At 61.8% G+C, this 17395-nt stretch carries 14 protein-coding genes and 3 pseudogenes; 8 read left to right on the forward strand and 9 right to left on the reverse strand.

The annotated features are described in order from the left end of the window. Positions 1–4: 4 nt before the first annotated feature. The 4 genes from A985_RS0103685 to A985_RS0103700 form a co-directional block, all read right to left on the reverse strand. A complete protein-coding gene (locus A985_RS0103685) occupies positions 5–784 on the reverse strand; it encodes a Hachiman antiphage defense system protein HamA (protein WP_017232062.1) in 780 nt (259 codons plus the stop codon). A gap of 11 nt (positions 785–795) precedes the next feature. Then, positions 796–1599 (reverse strand): restriction endonuclease, encoded by an 804-nt coding sequence (locus tag A985_RS0103690; protein WP_017232063.1) that lies wholly within the window; start codon positions 1597–1599, stop codon positions 796–798. A 99-nt stretch (positions 1600–1698) separates the two neighbouring features. Beyond that, the gene (locus tag A985_RS0103695; protein WP_017232064.1) at positions 1699–2736 is read right to left on the reverse strand and encodes a nucleotidyl transferase AbiEii/AbiGii toxin family protein; all 1038 of its coding nucleotides are present in this window, start codon (positions 2734–2736) and stop codon (positions 1699–1701) included. Continuing rightward, complete coding sequence (locus tag A985_RS0103700; RefSeq protein ID WP_232424504.1) at positions 2729–3358, reverse strand: DUF6088 family protein; 630 nt, start codon at positions 3356–3358, stop codon at positions 2729–2731. The genes A985_RS0103695 and A985_RS0103700 overlap by 8 nt, the downstream gene beginning before the upstream one ends. Before the next feature lie 119 nt (positions 3359–3477). Between A985_RS0103700 and A985_RS28885 the strand changes: the two are divergent. Next, positions 3478–3844: pseudogene (locus A985_RS28885) on the forward strand (helix-turn-helix transcriptional regulator); the annotation flags it as partial. Between the two features lie 15 nt (positions 3845–3859). Here the strand turns inward: A985_RS28885 and A985_RS24080 are convergent. Beyond that, positions 3860–4106: pseudogene (locus tag A985_RS24080) on the reverse strand (helix-turn-helix transcriptional regulator); the annotation flags it as partial. Positions 4107–4726: 620 nt separating this feature from the next. On the opposite strand from A985_RS24080, the gene A985_RS0103710 reads away from it, so the two are divergent. Further along, positions 4727–6703, forward strand: a complete 1977-nt coding sequence (locus tag A985_RS0103710) for a TIR domain-containing protein (RefSeq protein WP_017232066.1) — start codon at positions 4727–4729, stop codon at positions 6701–6703. 938 nt (positions 6704–7641) lie between these two features. Here the strand turns inward: A985_RS0103710 and A985_RS0103715 are convergent. The 3 genes from A985_RS0103715 to A985_RS0103725 form a co-directional block, all read right to left on the reverse strand. Continuing rightward, on the reverse strand, positions 7642–8736 hold the full coding sequence (locus tag A985_RS0103715) for a M14 family metallopeptidase (protein ID WP_017232067.1): 1095 nt from the start codon (positions 8734–8736) through the stop codon (positions 7642–7644). A gap of 6 nt (positions 8737–8742) precedes the next feature. Continuing rightward, positions 8743–9933, reverse strand: coding sequence for a M20 aminoacylase family protein (locus A985_RS0103720; RefSeq protein ID WP_017232068.1), 1191 nt, complete (start codon positions 9931–9933; stop codon positions 8743–8745). A gap of 156 nt (positions 9934–10089) precedes the next feature. After that, on the reverse strand, positions 10090–11415 hold the full coding sequence (locus A985_RS0103725) for an MFS transporter (RefSeq protein ID WP_017232069.1): 1326 nt from the start codon (positions 11413–11415) through the stop codon (positions 10090–10092). A gap of 169 nt (positions 11416–11584) precedes the next feature. Here A985_RS0103725 and A985_RS0103730 point away from each other — a divergent pair, with 169 nt between their 5' ends. Continuing rightward, the gene (locus A985_RS0103730) at positions 11585–12457 is read left to right on the forward strand and encodes a LysR family transcriptional regulator (protein ID WP_017232070.1); all 873 of its coding nucleotides are present in this window, start codon (positions 11585–11587) and stop codon (positions 12455–12457) included. Positions 12458–12650: 193 nt separating this feature from the next. On the opposite strand, the gene A985_RS0103735 is transcribed toward A985_RS0103730, so the two are convergent. Continuing rightward, positions 12651–13355: an SDR family oxidoreductase gene (locus tag A985_RS0103735; RefSeq protein WP_026131619.1), complete on the reverse strand. Its 705-nt coding sequence runs from the start codon at positions 13353–13355 to the stop codon at positions 12651–12653. A gap of 254 nt (positions 13356–13609) precedes the next feature. Here A985_RS0103735 and A985_RS0103740 point away from each other — a divergent pair, with 254 nt between their 5' ends. From A985_RS0103740 to A985_RS28890, 5 genes and pseudogenes are all read left to right on the forward strand, one after another. Next, positions 13610–14224, forward strand: coding sequence for an LON peptidase substrate-binding domain-containing protein (locus tag A985_RS0103740; RefSeq protein ID WP_026131620.1), 615 nt, complete (start codon positions 13610–13612; stop codon positions 14222–14224). A gap of 147 nt (positions 14225–14371) precedes the next feature. Further along, a complete protein-coding gene (locus tag A985_RS0103745; protein WP_026131621.1) occupies positions 14372–15241 on the forward strand; it encodes a hypothetical protein in 870 nt (289 codons plus the stop codon). A gap of 2 nt (positions 15242–15243) precedes the next feature. Continuing rightward, a complete protein-coding gene (locus A985_RS0103750) occupies positions 15244–15915 on the forward strand; it encodes a GntR family transcriptional regulator (RefSeq protein WP_026131622.1) in 672 nt (223 codons plus the stop codon). A gap of 186 nt (positions 15916–16101) precedes the next feature. Then, the gene (dkgB, locus tag A985_RS0103755; RefSeq protein WP_017232075.1) at positions 16102–16905 is read left to right on the forward strand and encodes a 2,5-didehydrogluconate reductase DkgB; all 804 of its coding nucleotides are present in this window, start codon (positions 16102–16104) and stop codon (positions 16903–16905) included. 225 nt (positions 16906–17130) lie between these two features. Further along, a pseudogene (locus A985_RS28890) lies at positions 17131–17395 on the forward strand (nucleoside deaminase); the annotation flags it as partial.

The raw sequence follows: 17395 nt of genomic DNA on the forward strand, positions 1-17395 counted from the left end.
CGCTTCAGGGCTTGTTGGCATCGACGATGACCTGAGCGTAGACCGCCCCAACAAAGGCGGCATGGCCGTCGACGTGCAAACCGACACCCCATTGTCCGATCGGACCGGGGTAGGCCTGCAGCGCCTGCGTCAGCAGCGCCTGCGGGGAGTTTCCTGAGAAGGTGAAAAGGAGGTGTCTGACGCTCTCGTTTGGAATGCCGTGCCGATAGAGCGCCTCGTCAATCGCATCGACGAGCGGCGCGTCAGTACCGAGCTCCATAAGCCGGGCGGAGATGAAGGACAGCGCATGTGAGGATGGGAGGCCGCCATCCTTATCGAGGCCGACCCGCGCGTCCGCTAGCGTCTGGGCGCGCAGGTCGATGCGGCTCTTCGCTTCCGTCTTGAGGAAGCGGAGCCGCTGCGTCGCCGGATCGAGGATCATGCCGATCACGTCGTCGCCGCGCATCGCCATGTCGCGGTGATCTTTCCAGCGCAGTCGCTTGATGGGCGCCCGATAGCCACTGTGGGCGTCGATCCATTCGGTCGCGTAAATCTCGCCGAGGTCACCCGAGCGGATTTGCGGTGTTTGCGGGAGGAGGTCTGTGATCATCTTCGCCGCAGCGGTCTTACCGAGACGCGCAAGTGCTCCGGCGATGCGTTCTTCGGCGGCATAGTGGGCCGGGACGGCCGTGGCCGTCACCTGCACGCCGGTGGCCGAGTCCGCCGGTCTGCCTTTCATCACGCGGACGTAGTGGTTGCCGACGGAGGTGTCGGCGGAATCGCACCAATCGTTGAACTGTACCATGCGCCTCCTCCCTAATTCGGAAAGAGGTCGCGAACGCGAAGGAAGGGCATGCCGGTTTCGGCAGCCCTGCGCACCTTGCGTTCAAGAACCTGGTTGAGCGGTATTTCTCGGTCGAGCATCTCGTAGAGATCGAGGCCGTCCATGCAGATGACGCGCTTGCCTCGGCCGAAGGCGACAAGGCCATCTTCCGAGAAGCCGCTGTTGCTGACGAACAGGCCGCGCGTCCAGGCGGCCTTCTGTTCGATCTTGCCGCGGAAGGTATGGAGGTCTGCAACCCCGATGGGCTGGCCGTGCCATTTGGCTTCCAGCAGATAAGTGTCACTGCCGAGCTGGAAGCTGCCGTCGATCTGTTCGCCCCTCAATCGGAACGGTTCCTGAGCTGCCAGGCCGAACGCGTCAAACAGGCTCTTGAGAAATCCCTCAAAGGCGAAACCGCGTGCCTGCGCGCTTAGCAAAGAGACCTGCAACAGTTCAGTCTTGATAGATGAGATCTTTTGGCGATCGGCAGTAGGAGCGGATACTGACTGGGCGGGTTTCGGAGGTGCGCCACCGCAGAGGCGGTTGATCAAACCCTGATAGCGAGACTGCGCGTCGACGACAGGGTCCTTCCCGCCGCTTCGAGCAAGGTATTCGCAGCGATGCTCCCAAAGGGCGGTGAGTGCGCGGACTGCGCTGGCGTCGTCGCAGGTCTGCAGGAAGTAGCGCAACCGCTTTCCCTTGGAGCCACCGTTCGCCAAGAATTTGGGATCGTCGATATTGACCTTGAGCTCCGAGGCGAAAAAATCCGCGAAGCTCCTGTCGGAAAAGTCGAGCACGAACCCAGGGCCTCGGACGAAGTCAACGAGGTCATCTACAAGGCGTAGGTCGATGGACCGTATCGAGCTAATAGTCTGTCCTCCCCGACGGACCGCAATCTATCTATTGATGGCTTCTTGGAGCGCCGCGATCTTCGCAAGTAGATTGTCAAACGAAGGCGGGTTTTCGTCGAACATCATAGGCGCCATAGCGCGATAATCCGCGCGCAAGTCCTTGATTCGCGCTTCGTCCGGCATCAGCAGCAGGCTGCCCGGCTTGGCGGTGTCATAGTTCGCCCAACCGGAGCGAAAGAACGTCGTCTTGTGCTGGGCGACCTGAGCGAGCAGATCAAAATCTGTCGCCGCGGCTTTGCCTTCGTCGGTGTCGAGCAGCATCGCGAGATCGTAATAGTGTCGCGAGAAATATTGCGGCGTTGGCGACCCGGCCGGGCGATGCGCTTCCGCATGGAGCGCGGTGGCTTTCTCCCAAAAGGTGCGCCGCGCTGACAGGACGATCACGCTGGTGTCGGGATCCTCGAAGAAGTTGGAATAGTCGTCGGCCGCGTAAGGGCGGATGATCTTCACCTCGGTTGGCCAGGGATCTCCCCGCGCGCCGAGTTCGAGCTTCACGCGCGGCGTAATGTAGGCCATGCCCTCATATTCGGCTGCGGGCAGCGCCGTCGGATAATGGAAGTTGACTGTCTGGGCGTCGCTAGCGTCGATCTCCAGTGACCACTCTCCGTTGACCGGCTCGCCGAGCTCCTCGACGATCGCGGCGCGCAGCGCCGGGACAAGCTTCTCAGCGATGTGTCGCGTGACGTCGCCGACCAGTTCCTCGATCAGGCGAGCCGCCTGCTTCTTGCTGATCGCTTCCTTCTCGGGATCGCGATCGCCGGTATAGCCGAGTTCTGCGCGGTCGAACGAAAGGTCGATGTCCTCGGAGAAGCGGCGGATAGCACCGAACGCCTTGGAGAGTGATGTGCCGCCTTTGAAGACAAGGGTTGCAGTAGTCCCCTTCGGCAGACCGAAAAGGCGCTTCAGGCACCAACAGACCCAGAAGTCCTTTTCAATAATCGTGTCGGCAACGCCTCGGCCGGCACCCGTCTCTCCGAACAGGGCGGCGCGATCACCGGCGGGGAGGCGGGCAACCTTATCCATCGATATCCGCTACCGCTGCATTGGCGATCGAGACGAGTGTCGGCCTCATCCAGGCAGGGGCCTGAACGGCGGACGAGGCCAGGGTCTTTTTGTCGTCGGCCGAAAGCCGACGCGCGGCAACCTGCACAACGTCGGCCGCCCGCACGGGGCCGACATGGCGGAGAGCCTGCACGACCGTACCGGCGGCGCTGCCGGGTGCGATCAAGTGCTTAGGCGAGGCGTGGCGAAGATCGACGACGCGCTTTCCGAGCACAACGCGCCGCGATGGACCATCGGTCAGATAGGTACTTCTTGCTGGCACCTGAGTCGTGAGCCCGAGGGCGTTTGCGGCGCGGACACCAGAGATCTGAACGTGCGACCCGGTCTCACGCGCCAACGCCTGCGCGACGTCGTCTGGCGTCGGCGAAAGCGGGCCGAGCTTCGGATGGACCTTGGGGAAATCGTAAAGGCCGCGGGCCAGACGGCGCAGCTTGCCGTTCTTGACCAGCCTGGAAAGCGCCTGATCGACCGCCGCACGGGCTGCCACGTCCAGGAAATCACTGGACGTGAAGACGCCGCCGCGCCCGGTGCCGCGGGCGCGCCTCATGATTCGATCAGGAACAGATGGGATGGTCGCCTTCATGTGTCAGAAAATACCACATATTTTTCTGACATTCAAGAAAGACGCGGATGAGTACTGGGCACGGCGCGCTCAGCATGGTCCACTTGAGCGAAACTTGTCGCGTTCTGGGCCGGCATTTCGCCGACGTTACCGTGCGCAGCGCACTGGGGGCGACGTACACCGAGCCGTGCCATCGGCGCGGCTGATCGAGGTGACGCGGGATCCGGTCGGACTGACCGACGTGGCCGATATTGCGGGCGTATCGACGCAGAACATGCGCAAGCTGATGCTGGCCCATCCGCGCAACTTCCCGGCTTCGGTGCGTGAGGGCAGCGCGTCGATCCGGCATCCGGCGGATGTGCTGGCGTGGTTGCAGGCCATGGCAGCTACGCGCTGGCCGGGAACGTGCTGGATGTGGCGAGGGTCGCATGGCAAGTTAACGTGGCTAAGGAATGCCAGCGGCTACCGCGCTCGGCGTCCATGGAGTTGCAAGCCTTGGTTGGATGAGCGTCGTCGCCTGGCTCATTCCGCACTCGAACCCGCCCGGACTGGGCGGTTCTTTCGTTGGCAAGCATCTGGATTGGAGATGCCGCTACGATGGGCTTGCTTGCGCTGCTTGATCCACGCTTTTCCACTCCGGCCAGTCCCACGCCACACAGCGCGGCGTCAAGTTGAAGCGGAGCGGAAACTCGCCGCGACGCACCATTTTGTAGATTGTCGTTTCAGCGAGAGGGACGATCTGCCGCAGTTCCTGACGGCGGATGGCGCGGGGAAGCGCCATCGATGAGACCGGCGTTGCAACGACCTCGCCCTGATAGGAGGAAAACCCGCTTCCTCACAGCCTCGACCCAGAGCCGACATCGCGGCCATGAGATTCGACGGTCAGCAGCAGTCTTCAACGTTGCAGCCCCGCCGCGAGTGGCGCCCGGTCGACGCAAGTCGGCTTACAACGCGAGAACCGCGGTCCAAGGCGCAACAAGGTACCGCGGACATGGGCGGTTCGGCATGTTTTGTCGAGGGTTCTTTGGTGAAACATGCATCCTTGAGCAGCAGGCTTATTGAATGTCTTCTCCCCCGCTCGGAGATTGGCCTTCGTCCTTCGATTGTGGTTAAACTCGGAAGCAATTTTTGGGCGGGTGTAGTGGCTTCAAGCCAAGCGAGCTCTCTCATTGCCAGCGGCACAGAATCTCAAGGGACAGGGATTAAACTATGCACAGCCTTAGGTACGACGGCTTCGCGCTCTAAAGGACGCTCAACGAGCGCCAGTACGGTAATGAAACGTACGAGCTTGAATCGGCACGTGGGAACGGCGATAGGAACATAAGTTTCGCAACGCTGGATGCCACTCACTGTTTGCGCGAATCTATCTATTCCGGAATCTCGAAAACCATGACCAACCGCGTTGATATTCTCCTCTATGTGGCGCTGAGCGAAGAAGCCGAATCAGTGCTTGAAGTATTGGGAGACCGATTCCTGCCCAGGGAACTCAAGGATGCCAACCTCACTGCTTTCTTCGGGACTCTCCCTGGGCCCACTCCTGGCCGAAATTTCAACGTGGCGATGGTTCCCGCTGGCAAGATGGGGAACACTCACTCCGCCACAGTTGTCTCACTTCTGATCGAAAAATTTAAACCTGCGGACGTGGTTGTAGTCGGGATCGCCGGATCGCTCTCCAACGACATGGAGCCGGGCGATGTTTTTATCCCCGACAGCATCAACGAGTACCTCGCTAATTCGGCCACCCATGGCGAAGACGGTGATTGGACATTCCGAATTTCGGGAAATCACTTCCTGACTTCCCGGCGGCTACTGAACCGCTTCCAGTTTTTTGCACATACCAGCAAGTCGCAATATCAGGCTTGGCAGAACAGCACGCGCGAACTGAGATCCGCGCTAATCTCAACTGCGACCGAAACGGCGCTTGCGAACGCAGGCTTGGAAATGCGCGGAGTGTGCAAGCTCTATGCGGGCGATGATCTCAATCTCGCCAGCGGTCCGGCCGTAGGTAAGGGCAAGGCCTTCATGGAGTGGATCACAAGGGAGGTCGACCGAAAGGCGGCGGCGATGGAGATGGAGACAGCGGGTGTTTACGATGCCGCACTAGTTCCAACACCTGCACCCAGAACCATTGCGATCCGTGGCATCTCAGACTATGCCGACGCCCGCAAAGAGAGGATTGAGGCAACAGCCAAGGGCATGTTCCGAGCGTTGTCTGCCAAGAACGCTGTTGCGCTATTCATACATGCAGTGGAAGCGGGGCTATTTGAAGTCGAAAATTTTGGTGGGGCTAACTCGAATGGATCCTCAGATTCCGACTGCCTAGATTCGCGAGCAAGGTCGGTGTTCGTCATCGGGGGAGAAACGGGCGAGACTTCCGATGTCGACGCTGAACTGCCTCGACTGCATCGTGCTTCTATGAAGCTAGGAACCGCATTGGCGCGGGCCGGCGCTCACCTTGTTGTCTGTAGTCCATTTCCTGACTCCGCCGACTACTATGTTGCAATGGGTTATGCAGACGCCAAGGCTGGCGGCATCATTCATTTTCACAGTCCAATTCATCCAAAGGTCGAGGAAAAGCGGCAGCTTTTTCGGCGGACACTCGGGCAGCCTAATTTGACGATCCAGGATTGGGACTATCCAGCGCCGGAGACCGACGAACAGGATTCTTGGTCACAGGCTTGGCTCCTTGCGCAGCTTCAGGCTCTCGAAAAGGCCGACGTCGTTGTCGCCCTCGGCGGCAAAGTGTCAAAGACCGCAAGCACGCTACTCCATCTGGCCGATGCGAAGGGCTTGCCGATCATTCCTTTTGCATTCTTGGGAGGGGCGGCAGGCCGTATTTACCAACGTCGAAACTGGGCGCGGCTCAATCCCGGGTTTGACGCAGCTATTCTGGATAGCGAACGCGGCGTCGACCAGGCAGTGTCAATCGCCAATCGCTTGGTACGTGACCGCGTCAGGCGGTCTACAGCAGGCGGTGCCCAGCCCAAGACCATCTTCATTAGCGTTGCGAGGCAAGATGCTGCCATGGGCGCAGCTTTGGAAGGTGTGCTGAGGAGTCATGGCATTGAGGTGGTGTTGGGCGAAAGCGAGATCGTACCTGACCAGATGATCCCAGCAACGATAGAGCACGCGCTCCGCCGCAGCGACATCGTTGCGGTCCTCTGGAGTCGATCCTATGCCCAGAGCCCCTGGTGCTATGATGAACTTGCCCTCGCGCTCAACCTGGAAGCACTTGGTGGGATGAAAGTCTGGTTGTTCAATTTGGACGATTCATCCATTGTACCGACCCAGGCGCGGAAGCTGCCGGCCGTTTCGGTGCGGAGCGAAGAGGGACTTCGAATCGCTATAAGTGATCTGTTGTCATAGTGTACTTTCCTGCGGCATCGCAGGGGCGCAGTTGAGTTCAAGCCCATTGCATCCCGGCAGGATCAGGCTCTGTGAATTGAGACCTCGGCGCTGGCCGGCTTTGGTTGGGCCGCGTTGGAAAATGCTTGACGGTATCAGTGACGGTATTGCCAGCAGCAGTGGTCTCGAGGTAATTCATATTTGAGACTGTTTTAACAGAGTTAGTACTGGATCTCCGTTGCGGTCCGCGGAGCGGCGGCAAGTACCGGTGGTATTTTTCGGTATCTCTGACGGTATCGTTGAGACAGGAACTGGCGGCACGGCCGTCATATAAAGGCTCCGGCCTACGGGTTGACAATCGAGTGGGAGTGAATTGACGTCCGGCACCGGCCGGCATCGACTGGCAGTAAAACACATCTAAGCCCGCGATTTTGCGGGCTTTTTTGTATTCCTGTCCGGTAATGGCTGGTGTCCCGGGCATTCACTCACGAACGTCAATCATCGCCTTCAAGTTGAAACGATCCCTCCGTGTCGTTGACCCATTTCCCGCCAACACGAATCCGTGTCGGCCCGTCATGCAAGTCAATTCTGGCCCTGAGAATGCTGGGTCGGCCCATGTCAACGCCTTGAGCAACGCATAATGCCAACTCTAGCACCCCGCGCACGTGTGCGATGAGCGCTGCAGTCGCTGTTGTTGCGCTGCCTGACGCGGGGTATTCTGTCATGCGTGGCGTGAATGACACGACTGGTTTTCTCGTGCCAATCGTGTTCAAAGACTCACTACCCCAGTGGTTGAAATACGTTCGGTAACGCAGCGAAAATCCGAGGAACCAAGGACTGAAAACCAGAATGCGGATGCACTTCGTCGTAGTGAGGCCGTCAATCTTCGATCAGCATCTTTACTTCAATCGACTGGCAGAACGCGCTGGAACGGGCGACGCCGACGCTCACCCCGGCGCTCAGTCGACAGCACCGCGCCCCAACCCCGTTACGGCTTGCAGGATTGCCACACGCGCCTGGCCCAGAATCTGCCCTTGCCAAATCGGGTCCTCGAAGCAGAACGCCGCGCGCACCGCTGCTCGAATCGCCGCCGCCTGCGCCGCCGGCGCGTCCGGATGCTGGCGCAGCCAGGCATCCGCCCGCAGCATGTGCAGCATGTCGATGAGCGGTACCGTGCCATATTCGATGGCCATGGCGGTCACCTGCGCATCCGGACACGCAAACCGCAACGTGTCGAGCAATGGCCCGCCAACGTTGGATGCCACCGTCGTGCCGTCGACCGGGCTGGCCAGATCGGCACCCCACCAGGCACGAGCGCGCCTGAGTTCGGCGGCGTCGACTCGTCCCACGCTGATCTTCTCTCCATGACCGGGTGGACCGAGCCCGGTATGAAAGTCGATCCAACCCACCGCTTCGCACGCCTGCGCATGGTCGTGAATGAGCGCGTCCATCAGTCGGGTGCTTGCCACCGGAGCACGCCCGCCATAGAACAACCCGTCTGCAAATCGATATTGCCCAAGGGTCAGCGCGCGCTGATACGCGGGTTCACCGTGCGCGGCGATATAGTGCGTGATCGCCGCGACATTGTCGTCCGAGGGCGGCCACGTCGGTGGCACCAGCAAGGCGTGCAGATCGGCGTAGGCATCGTTGGTCGGCAGCGGCTGTGTGAAGTCGATGCTGTTGCGGTTCAAGTCCACGTTGTCCTCGTTGGTTCGCGACAGCCACGAGAAGCCGTAAGGATTGATGGCATGCACGACAAGGATCGCCACATCAGCCGCCGCCAGGCGTGCCTGTAGCCCTGCATCGCCCAGCAGTGCGACTTGCGCCGCACTGCCGCTAAAGCCCTCCACGCCATGGGTGCCCGACGTCAGGATCAATAGCCGACGGGTGCGCGGTGCCCCGAGCCGCACAACGTCGGTCGCCAGTTCCTCGCCTTCACGCCCCGCGATGCCGGGAATGAGATGGCTCGTCACGGCGACCCCAGCAGCCCGTGCCGCGGCGGCAAAGCGCGTGCGTGCCTGGGCATAGGTCGCGGAAAAGCATGCGTTGGCCATGATGCGTTACGCGACCAGGAAGGCTTCAGCCAGACGAACCCAATACGTGGCGCCCAGCGTCAGCACATCGTCGTTGAAGTCATAGCTCGTGTTGTGCAGCATGCACGGGCCGAGTCCGTGTCCGTGTGCGCGGTGATCGCCCAGTCCGTTGCCGATATACGCGTAGCACCCCGGACGCTCCTGCAGGAAAAATGAAAAGTCCTCCGCCCCCATGGTCGGGTCGATCGGGTAGACAACGTGGTCGCGTCCGACGATCTCTCGCATGACATCGACGGCAAACTGCGTCTCGGTCGCCGTGTTGACGGTCGGTGGGTAATTGCGCACGAATGTGAATTCCGCCGTACAGCCATAGGCGGCCGCCGTGGATGTGCAGAACTCGCGCATGCGAGTCTCCACCAGATCGAGCACTTCGATGGAGAACGTACGCACGGTGCCGGCCAACGTGGCGGTGTTGGGGATGACGTTGATCGCTTCACCCGCCTGCATTTGTGTGATGGATAGCACGGCGGCGTCGATCGGACGTTTGTTGCGCGTCATGATGCTCTGCAGGCCGGTACCGATCTGCATGGCCGTCAGGACCGGGTCGATGCCATCGTGCGGCATGGCGGCGTGCGCCCCCGTCCCCTTGACGACGATCCGGAACTCATTGCTCGACGCCTGCGTCGCACCCACGCGCGCACCGAAACTACCGGCGGCGAGTCCCGGCCAGTTGTGCAGCGCGAACACTGCGTCGACCGGGAATCGCTCGAACAGGCCGTCCTGAAGCATGGCCTTGGCGCCGCCGCCGCCTTCTTCCGCGGGCTGGAAGATGAACACGATCGTGCCGTCGAACGTGCGATGCGTGGCAAGCTGCTGCGCAGCGCCCAGCAGCATGGCGGTATGACCATCGTGACCGCACGCATGCATCTTGCCGGCATATTGCGAGGCGTGCGCAAAGCTGTTGAGTTCCTGGATGGGCAGGGCATCCATGTCGGCACGCAGACCGATGGTCTTCTTGCCGGTACCGTTGCGCAACACGCCGACGACCCCTGTCTTGCCGAGGCCGCGGGTGACCTCGATACCCCAGGATTCGAGCAGACGCGCAACGATGTCGGACGTTCGCGCTTCCTCATAACGCAGCTCCGGGTGGGCGTGGAGGTCGCGGCGAATGGCCTGCAACTCGGTGGTGCGTTCAGCGATTTCGGGAATGATGGACATGTAAGCGGGTTCTCCATGGAGGCCCCGATGGCGCCGCCGCCGGCGATCGTCAAGAAAGCCGGGGCGCGACATTGGCCATGGGGCGTGTTGTGGGACTGAAGTGAGTTAGACATGCGCGAGACGACGTCCCGCGCATGGGGAGCGATGCGCGAATTGTTACTGCAGCGGCATGCGCGAGCGGTCTTGCAGCATCAGGATCGTGATGAGGCCCACCGCCGCGCCAAACATTCCGTAGTACACGACAGCGAGCTTGTCCCCCGTCCAGCTGATGAGTAGCGTGGCAATGGCGCCGGCGAAGCCGCCGAAGATCATGACCGCGAAGTTATAGCCAATCGCCATCGACGTGGCACGTACCCGCGATGGGAAGAGTTCACAGACGAAGGCGCAATACGAGCCCTGGAACAAGCCCAGTGAGAGCATCAGGCAACACTGCACGAGGATCAGCATCGGCAGTGTCGGCGTGTGACTCACGGCCAGGAACAGCGGATACGTGATGACCAGGCTGATCACGCCGGACGCTACCATTGGCTTCTTGCGGCCGATGACGTCTGAAATCCGGCCCGATGCAAAGGTGCCGACGATGTACGCGACGGCCGCGCACAGCGACGCGATCACGCTGCTCTTGAACGGAATGCCCAGCGACTTCGTGGCGTAACTCGGCATGTAGTAATAAAAGATGTACGTGCCAATGGTGCCGTACACCGTCAGGCCGAAGCCGGCCAGCACCTGTCGCCAGTGCGTGGTCACCGATTCGATGAAAGGCGAGCGCCGGGGCTCGGCATGCTGGGTGGCGTGCTTGAATACCGGGGATTCGTCCAGGCGCGAGCGCACATACAGGCCGACTGGCACGATCAGCAGGCCGATCGCGAAGGGAATGCGCCATCCGAATGCGTCGATCTGCTCCGGGGTCAGGGTTTGGGTGATACCTACCGATACGATGGCCCCGAGCAACATGCTGCAGGCCTGAGCGATCATCTGGAAGCTGCCGTACACGCCGCGTCGTTCGACAGGGGCATGCTCGACCAGGAAGGCGGTGGCGCTGCCCACTTCGCCGCCGGCGGAAAAGCCTTGCAGGAAACGGCCGATCAACATCAGTACCGGCGCGGCCATGCCGATTGACGCATAGGTTGGCGCAAAGGCGATGACCGCGACACCGACCGCCATGACAGAGATGGTCAGCAGCAGGGCTGACTTGCGGCCATGCCTGTCGGCGACGTTACCCAAAACGATGCCGCCCAGCGGCCGCGTGAGGAACCCCACGCCAAACGTCGTCCAGGTGGCGAGCAAGGCGGCGGTCGGGTTATCGCTGGGAAAGAACTGGCGGGCGATGTTCGCCGCGAAAAACGTGAAAACAGTGAAATCGAACCATTCGAGCGCATTGCCGATCGTAGATACCGCAATCACGCCTACGTCGATACGTTTGCCCGATCGTTCCGGGGCTGTCGGGGTAGCGGCGCTGTCGCGCTCAACTGAAACTTCCATGGAGAGGCTCCTGTTTCGAAGTTTGACCGTGGCAAGCCGGATTTACTTGCTCCGGCTGATTCTGCTTGTGTAAAAAAAGCAATAAAAGCTAGAATTTGTGATCCGTCATCGCAAATATTTTGATGAATTCGCGGTCGACGGGATCTCGACACGACCTGCGAGGAAACCCGTGAGCAACCTGCGATTCATGCGCACTTTCATAGCGGTGGCGCGGTACGGCTCGTTCGCTTCGGCGGCCGAACGTCTGGCGATGACGCAGTCGGCGGTGAGCATGCAAATGCGCGCGCTGGAAGAGGAGTTCGGTCACGCAATATTCGATCGGGTGGGGCGTTCGATTGCACTCAACGCCATGGGCCGGGCGTTGCTGCCGCACGCGCAGTTGTTGCTGGCGCAATACCAGAACATGCGCATATTGGCGTCCGGCATCGAGTCGCCCGTCGGCCCTGTCGCGATTGGTGCGATCGAGTCTGCGGTGAGCGCGTTGGCGCCCGCCGTGCTGCAAATCAAGCAGGCGCGCCCGGGCCTGGAGGTCTCGATCGTGACCGCGCGCTCGATGGAACTGACGGCCCAGCTCGACGCCGGTGATATTGACTGCGCGGTGCTGGTCGAGCCGCCGGGGCGTCGGCCCGCTGGGGTGCGCTGGACGCCCCTGTATCGCGAGCCTCTGGTGATGCTTGCCCCTTCCGGGATGAAGCAGGCGTTGAGCGCGCGGCTGCTGGCGACGGAACCCTTCCTGCGATTCGACCACACACAACGCACGGGGGCGCTGATCGATCGCGCTTTGCGGCGTCAGCGCATCAAGGTCAATGAATTCCTGGAGTTGAGTTCCATTGAAGGCATTGTGGGACTGGTGCGCCAGGGGCTCGGCGTCACCGTCGTGCCAATGCTGCGCAACGCCACGTGGGCGCAAGAAGACACCCTGCGCGTCGTCGCGCTGCCCGACGTGGCCGAGCAACGTAGCATTGGTCTGCTGGCGCGCGCCCGCGACGACAAGACCGGTATTACGAGCGTCATCGCCCAGCAGGTTCTCGCACAGGCGTGAGTTTGCGGGCGACCACGAGTCGCGTTGTCAAGCAAGCCCCGGACGAAGGGGCATCGATCGGAATGTCGGCCTGATGATCGTGGCCGTGCCTGAACCGATAGGACCCGAGGGGGAGGGCCGCTCCAATCTTGTGCGCGATGGGTGAGGGAGGCGGCCAGACCGAATGGGTCCGGTGAAGGCAGGCGCGCGACGCTCACACCGAGCGCGTCAGTCCGCCATCAACGCGAATGTTCTGGCCGGTGATATACCCACCGCCTTCCGACGCGAGGAACGCCACGGTCGCAGCGATCTCTTCCGCCGTGCCGTAGCGCTGCATCGGCACGCTCTCACGGCGTGTTTCTTGCTGCGGCAGACTGTCGATCCAGCCCGGCAGCACATTGTTCATTCGGACGTTGTCCTTCGCGTACTTGTCCGCAAACAGCTTCGTGAACGATGCCAGACCGGCGCGAAACACCGCGGAAGTCGGAAACATGTCGCTCGGCTCGAACGCCCACGCTGTCGAGATGTTGATGATCGCGCCCGCGCCTTGCTTCTGCATGATCGGTGTCACCAGCCGCGTCGGGCGGATCACGTTCATCAGATAGGTGTCCATGCCGCGATGCCAGTCGTCGTCGGTAATCTCCAGAATCGGCGCTCTCGGACCGTGACCTGCGCTATTGACCAGCACATCGATACGTCCCCAGCGTTCGACGGCCAACTCGACCAGCGTCGCCAGCGCTTCGTTCGATTGATTCGACCCCGTCACGCCCACGCCACCCAGCGCCGTGGCCAGGGCCTCGCCCTTGCCCGACGACGACAGGATGCCGACTTTGAAGCCATCTGCCGCGAGACGCCGCGCCGCGGCAGCGCCCATGCCACTGCCGCCCGCCGTAATCAACGCCACTTTTTCCACTGTCATACCGATAACCTCCAGAGACGCCGGCATGCCCACAACGGCAGCCCGCATTACGATTCGCGTCTGAAAGCGTAACATCTCGGCGCATCCCCGATGACACACCGTCTCGCTAGTTCGATGAGGCGCTGGCCGCGCGCTCGGCCACAGGGGATTGCGACAAACGGTCATCGTGTTGCGTCGCTTGCGAGCGGGTAGGCGCTATGCGCCCTGGCAAGACAATGGCGCATACCGCGAGTGACTTCGTGTCATCATATGGCATGGTCCAGATCCCACTCTTCCCGCTTGGCAACGCCCTGTTTCCTGCTGGGGTGTTGCATCTGCGCATCTTCGAGGTGCGCTATCTCGACATGATCAAGCGATGTCTCGCCGATGGCACCGAATTTGGTGTGGTCGTCCTGCGCAAGGGCAGCGAGGTACGCTTGCCCGACGGCGTCGAGGAGCCCGCCATGATCGGCACGATGGCGCGCATCGACGACTGGCGCGCGACCATGCCATCGCTGCTCGAGCTCGTGTGCCGTGGCACGACCAAGTTTCGGCTCGCGTCCGTCGAGCAGGGGAAGTACGGTCTCTGGACGGGCGAAGCGCAAATGCTGCCGGACGATGTCAACATCGCCATCCCCGATAACTTGCAGATCAGTGCCGACACACTGGGCAAGCTGATTGCCGGCTTGCAGCGCGACCCGGCACGCGCGGCAAAATTGCCGCTCGCACCGCCGTACCGTCTGGACGAGTGCGGCTGGGTCGCGGATCGATGGGCCGAGTTGTTGCCGCTGCCGCCGCACGAGAAAGAGGCCCTGCTGGGCATCGTCGATCCGGCGGCGCGTCTGTCGCGCATTCAGGCGTTCCTGACCGATCACGGCGTGCTGTCCTGAGCGCCGACCCGGGCAGGGTCCGGGCGTTCGTTTCGTCAAAGCCGGCCAGACAGGCGATAATGCCGCCTGCAACGTCTTTCCATGCCGACGTTCCGCGTCGTGCCGCAGCCAGCGGCGCCGGGGGCGGCGGCATCGTCACAGAAATCCATGACAGTCCAGATCAACGAAGAACTCAAGGCGTACATCGATCCGCTCACGCCTGATGAATATGCGGCGCTCGAACAGAGCCTGCTGGCCGAGGGATGCCGCGACGCCCTTGTACTGTGGGGCGACGTGCTGGTCGACGGCCACAATCGCTACGCGATTTGCCGCAAGCACAACATCGAATTCCGTACGGTGCAGAACCTCTCGTTCAAGTCCATGGACGACGTGCGCCTGTGGATGATTGACAATCACCTGGGCCGGCGCAGCGTGTCCGATTACCAGCGCGGCGTGCTGGCGTTGCGCAAGAAGACCATTCTCGAAGCCCGCACCGGTAGCGACAATCCGGCGCAAGCCGAGGCGCCGCCGGCCGCTTCGGCGAGCGATGCGGCTGAGGCAATGGGGACCAATGCGTCGATCCCCGCGCATACGATGGCGCTCACGCGCGCGGCGTTGGCGCGTGCGGCGCGATTGTCGAGCAATACGCTGGGGCAGATCGAGCAGATCCACACGGCGGCGGCGCCGGAGCTGGTGGATGCCGTCAAACGTGGGGAGGTGTCGATCAACGCGGCCGCGGCCGTCTCGACCTTGCCGCAGGCGGCACAGGTGGCCGCGGTGGTCGCTGGCAAGCAGGAGTTGCGTGAGCTGGCGCGTCAGGTGCGTGAGGCGCGTCCCGTCAAGCCACGCAAGCGGAAGGACGACGAGATCGCTGACGAAGACGACGGCACGCCGCCGTGGGATACCACTGCGGAGCCGACCGACGAACTCACGCGTCTGTCAAAGGAACTCAAAGCCATGACCGCCGAGCGCGATGCGCTCAAGAAGCGGGTGGCCCATCTGACCATTGCGCTGGCGGAGGCGCGAGCGGGCAAGTAAGTATGCGAACACCCAGATCCCAAGCCCTTCATGAGGCCATCCGCGACACGCTGCGAGACGAAATCTTGCGCGGCGTGCTCCCGGGTGGGTATCAACTGCGTCAGGAAGCCCTGGCTGAGCGTTTCAACGCAAGCCGGGTGCCGGTGCGCGAAGCGTTGCGGCAATTGGAAGCGGAGGGGTTGGTTACCCACCCTCTGAACCGTGGCGCGACCGTGACGAGCATGAACCTCGAGCTATTGTGCGAGTTGCTCGACATTCGTGTCGCGCTCGAATGCCATGCCGCGAAGCTTGCCGTGCCCAACATGGCGGAGCGCGACTTCCAGGGGATGGAACAGATCCTGGCGGACTACTCGGCGTCCGAAGCCGTCTCGGAATGGGCCGAATACAACCGACGTTTCCATCTTGCGCTGTCGGCGCCCGCCAACAACCGCCGTTTGCGGATGCTCGTCGAAGCCTACTGCCTGAACACCGACCGCTACTCGCATCTGGCGATGTCGCAGGCGACCGGCAAAGAGAACCCGCAGCACGATCACTACGAAATTCTCGCGGCATGCCGGCGTCGCGACGTGGGGGCAGTCGTGTCCCTGCTCGAGGCGCATATCCTCGCCACCCGTAACGAAATCAAGGCGATGGCGCGCGAAGACGCCAGCTTCCTCCCGCAGGCTGCTGTCTGAGTCGCCCCTGTCGATCACAGCGGTCGACGCCCCGATTCGCGCTTATTTGTGAATTCAGTGCACGAATCTTGTTCGTCTGAGGGGGCTTCTTGTGCGTGCGCGAATCCGGGACACTGTGCGCTTCCGTCGCGCCGTTCAACGGGCGTTGATTTCCTTGGCGCGACGCATCTGACAGGAGTTGCACTCATGAGTCTTCCCGCCTTTGGCCTCGGCACGTTCCGTTTGAAGGGGCAAACCGTCGTCGATACCGTTACCCAGGCGCTCGCGCTGGGATACCGCGCGATCGACACCGCGCAGATCTACGAGAACGAAGCCGACATCGGGCGCGCACTGACGGCATCGGGCGTCAAGCGTGACGCGTTGCATCTGACCACCAAGATCTGGGTCGACAACTTTTCCCGTGACAAGTTGATTCCGAGCCTGAAGGACAGTCTCTCGAAGCTCGGCACCGACCGGGTCGATCTCACGCTGATTCACTGGCCCTCGCCGGCCAATGCAGTGCCGATGGCGGAATATCTTGGCGCGTTGCGCGAAGCCCGCGAGCAGGGCTTGACCCGTGCCATCGGCGTGTCCAACTTCACCATTGCGCTGCTGCAGCAGGCCATTGGCATTGTTGGGCCGGGCGAGTTGGCGACCTTGCAGATCGAGCTGAGTCCATACTTGCAGAACCGCAAACTGGCGGAATTTGCGCGTTCGCAGGGCGTTCACGTCACGTCATACATGACGCTGGCGTACGGAAAAGTTTTGAACGATCCGGTGCTCGTGAAAATTGCCGAGGCGCACGAGGCTACCACGGCGCAAGTCGCGCTTGCCTGGGCGATGCAGCAGGGATACGCCGTCATTCCGTCGTCCACCAAGCGCGAGAATCTGGCGAGCAACATGAAGGCGTGCGACCTGAGGCTAAGCAATGACGACATGGCACGGATCGCCACGCTCGATCGCAACGAGCGTCAGGCCAATCCGGCGTCGCTCGCGCCCGCTTGGGACTGAAATACGCGCGAGTCGGGGGATTGCGGGTGCGGCGGGGGCTTGCGGAGCGCGCGCCCGATGTGTGACGGTGGCGGGGCGTGTGCGAGAATAGCGCATTGCCGATAGCGGCCAATTGCGCTGTGCGTAGCGCGTCCGAAATGGGGCGGGCGACGTGCGGCGGCTTTTCGTCAACGTTTCATGAATCGAGATTTACCCGCCACCGACGAGACCTACATGGGCCTGGCGCTGCAGCAGGCCCGTGCCGCGATGGTGCAGGGAGAGGTGCCGGTGGGTGCCGTCGTCGTTTGCGACGGACAGGTGATTGCCGTTGGGCACAACTGTCCAGTCGGCGGCCACGACCCGTCGGCTCATGCCGAAATGCAGGCGCTGCGCGCGGCGGCACAGGCGTTGGGCAACTATCGTCTGCCGGAATGCGAATTGTATGTGACGCTCGAGCCGTGCGTCATGTGTGCGGGTGCGATCATGCATGCGCGCGTGAAGCGCGTCGTGT

The sequence above is a fragment of the Pandoraea sp. B-6 genome (genome assembly GCF_000282835.1).
GTDB lineage: Bacteria > Pseudomonadota > Gammaproteobacteria > Burkholderiales > Burkholderiaceae > Pandoraea > Pandoraea cepalis.

Excerpts from the sequence above, each read along its gene's own strand:
- A985_RS0103700 (WP_232424504.1), bottom strand. The coding sequence starts at position 3,358 with ATGAAGGCGACCATCCCATCTGTTCCTGATCGAATCATGAGGCGCGCC.
- A985_RS0103745 (WP_026131621.1), top strand. The coding sequence starts at position 14,372 with ATGACAGTCCAGATCAACGAAGAACTCAAGGCGTACATCGATCCGCTC.
- dkgB (WP_017232075.1), top strand. The coding sequence starts at position 16,102 with ATGAGTCTTCCCGCCTTTGGCCTCGGCACGTTCCGTTTGAAGGGGCAA.
- A985_RS0103735 (WP_026131619.1), bottom strand. The coding sequence starts at position 13,355 with ATGACAGTGGAAAAAGTGGCGTTGATTACGGCGGGCGGCAGTGGCATG.
- A985_RS0103695 (WP_017232064.1), bottom strand. The coding sequence starts at position 2,736 with ATGGATAAGGTTGCCCGCCTCCCCGCCGGTGATCGCGCCGCCCTGTTC.
- A985_RS0103750 (WP_026131622.1), top strand. The coding sequence starts at position 15,244 with ATGCGAACACCCAGATCCCAAGCCCTTCATGAGGCCATCCGCGACACG.
- A985_RS0103740 (WP_026131620.1), top strand. The coding sequence starts at position 13,610 with ATGGTCCAGATCCCACTCTTCCCGCTTGGCAACGCCCTGTTTCCTGCT.
- A985_RS0103710 (WP_017232066.1), top strand. The coding sequence starts at position 4,727 with ATGACCAACCGCGTTGATATTCTCCTCTATGTGGCGCTGAGCGAAGAA.
- A985_RS0103720 (WP_017232068.1), bottom strand. The coding sequence starts at position 9,933 with ATGTCCATCATTCCCGAAATCGCTGAACGCACCACCGAGTTGCAGGCC.
- A985_RS0103725 (WP_017232069.1), bottom strand. The coding sequence starts at position 11,415 with ATGGAAGTTTCAGTTGAGCGCGACAGCGCCGCTACCCCGACAGCCCCG.
- A985_RS0103715 (WP_017232067.1), bottom strand. The coding sequence starts at position 8,736 with ATGGCCAACGCATGCTTTTCCGCGACCTATGCCCAGGCACGCACGCGC.
- A985_RS0103685 (WP_017232062.1), bottom strand. The coding sequence starts at position 784 with ATGGTACAGTTCAACGATTGGTGCGATTCCGCCGACACCTCCGTCGGC.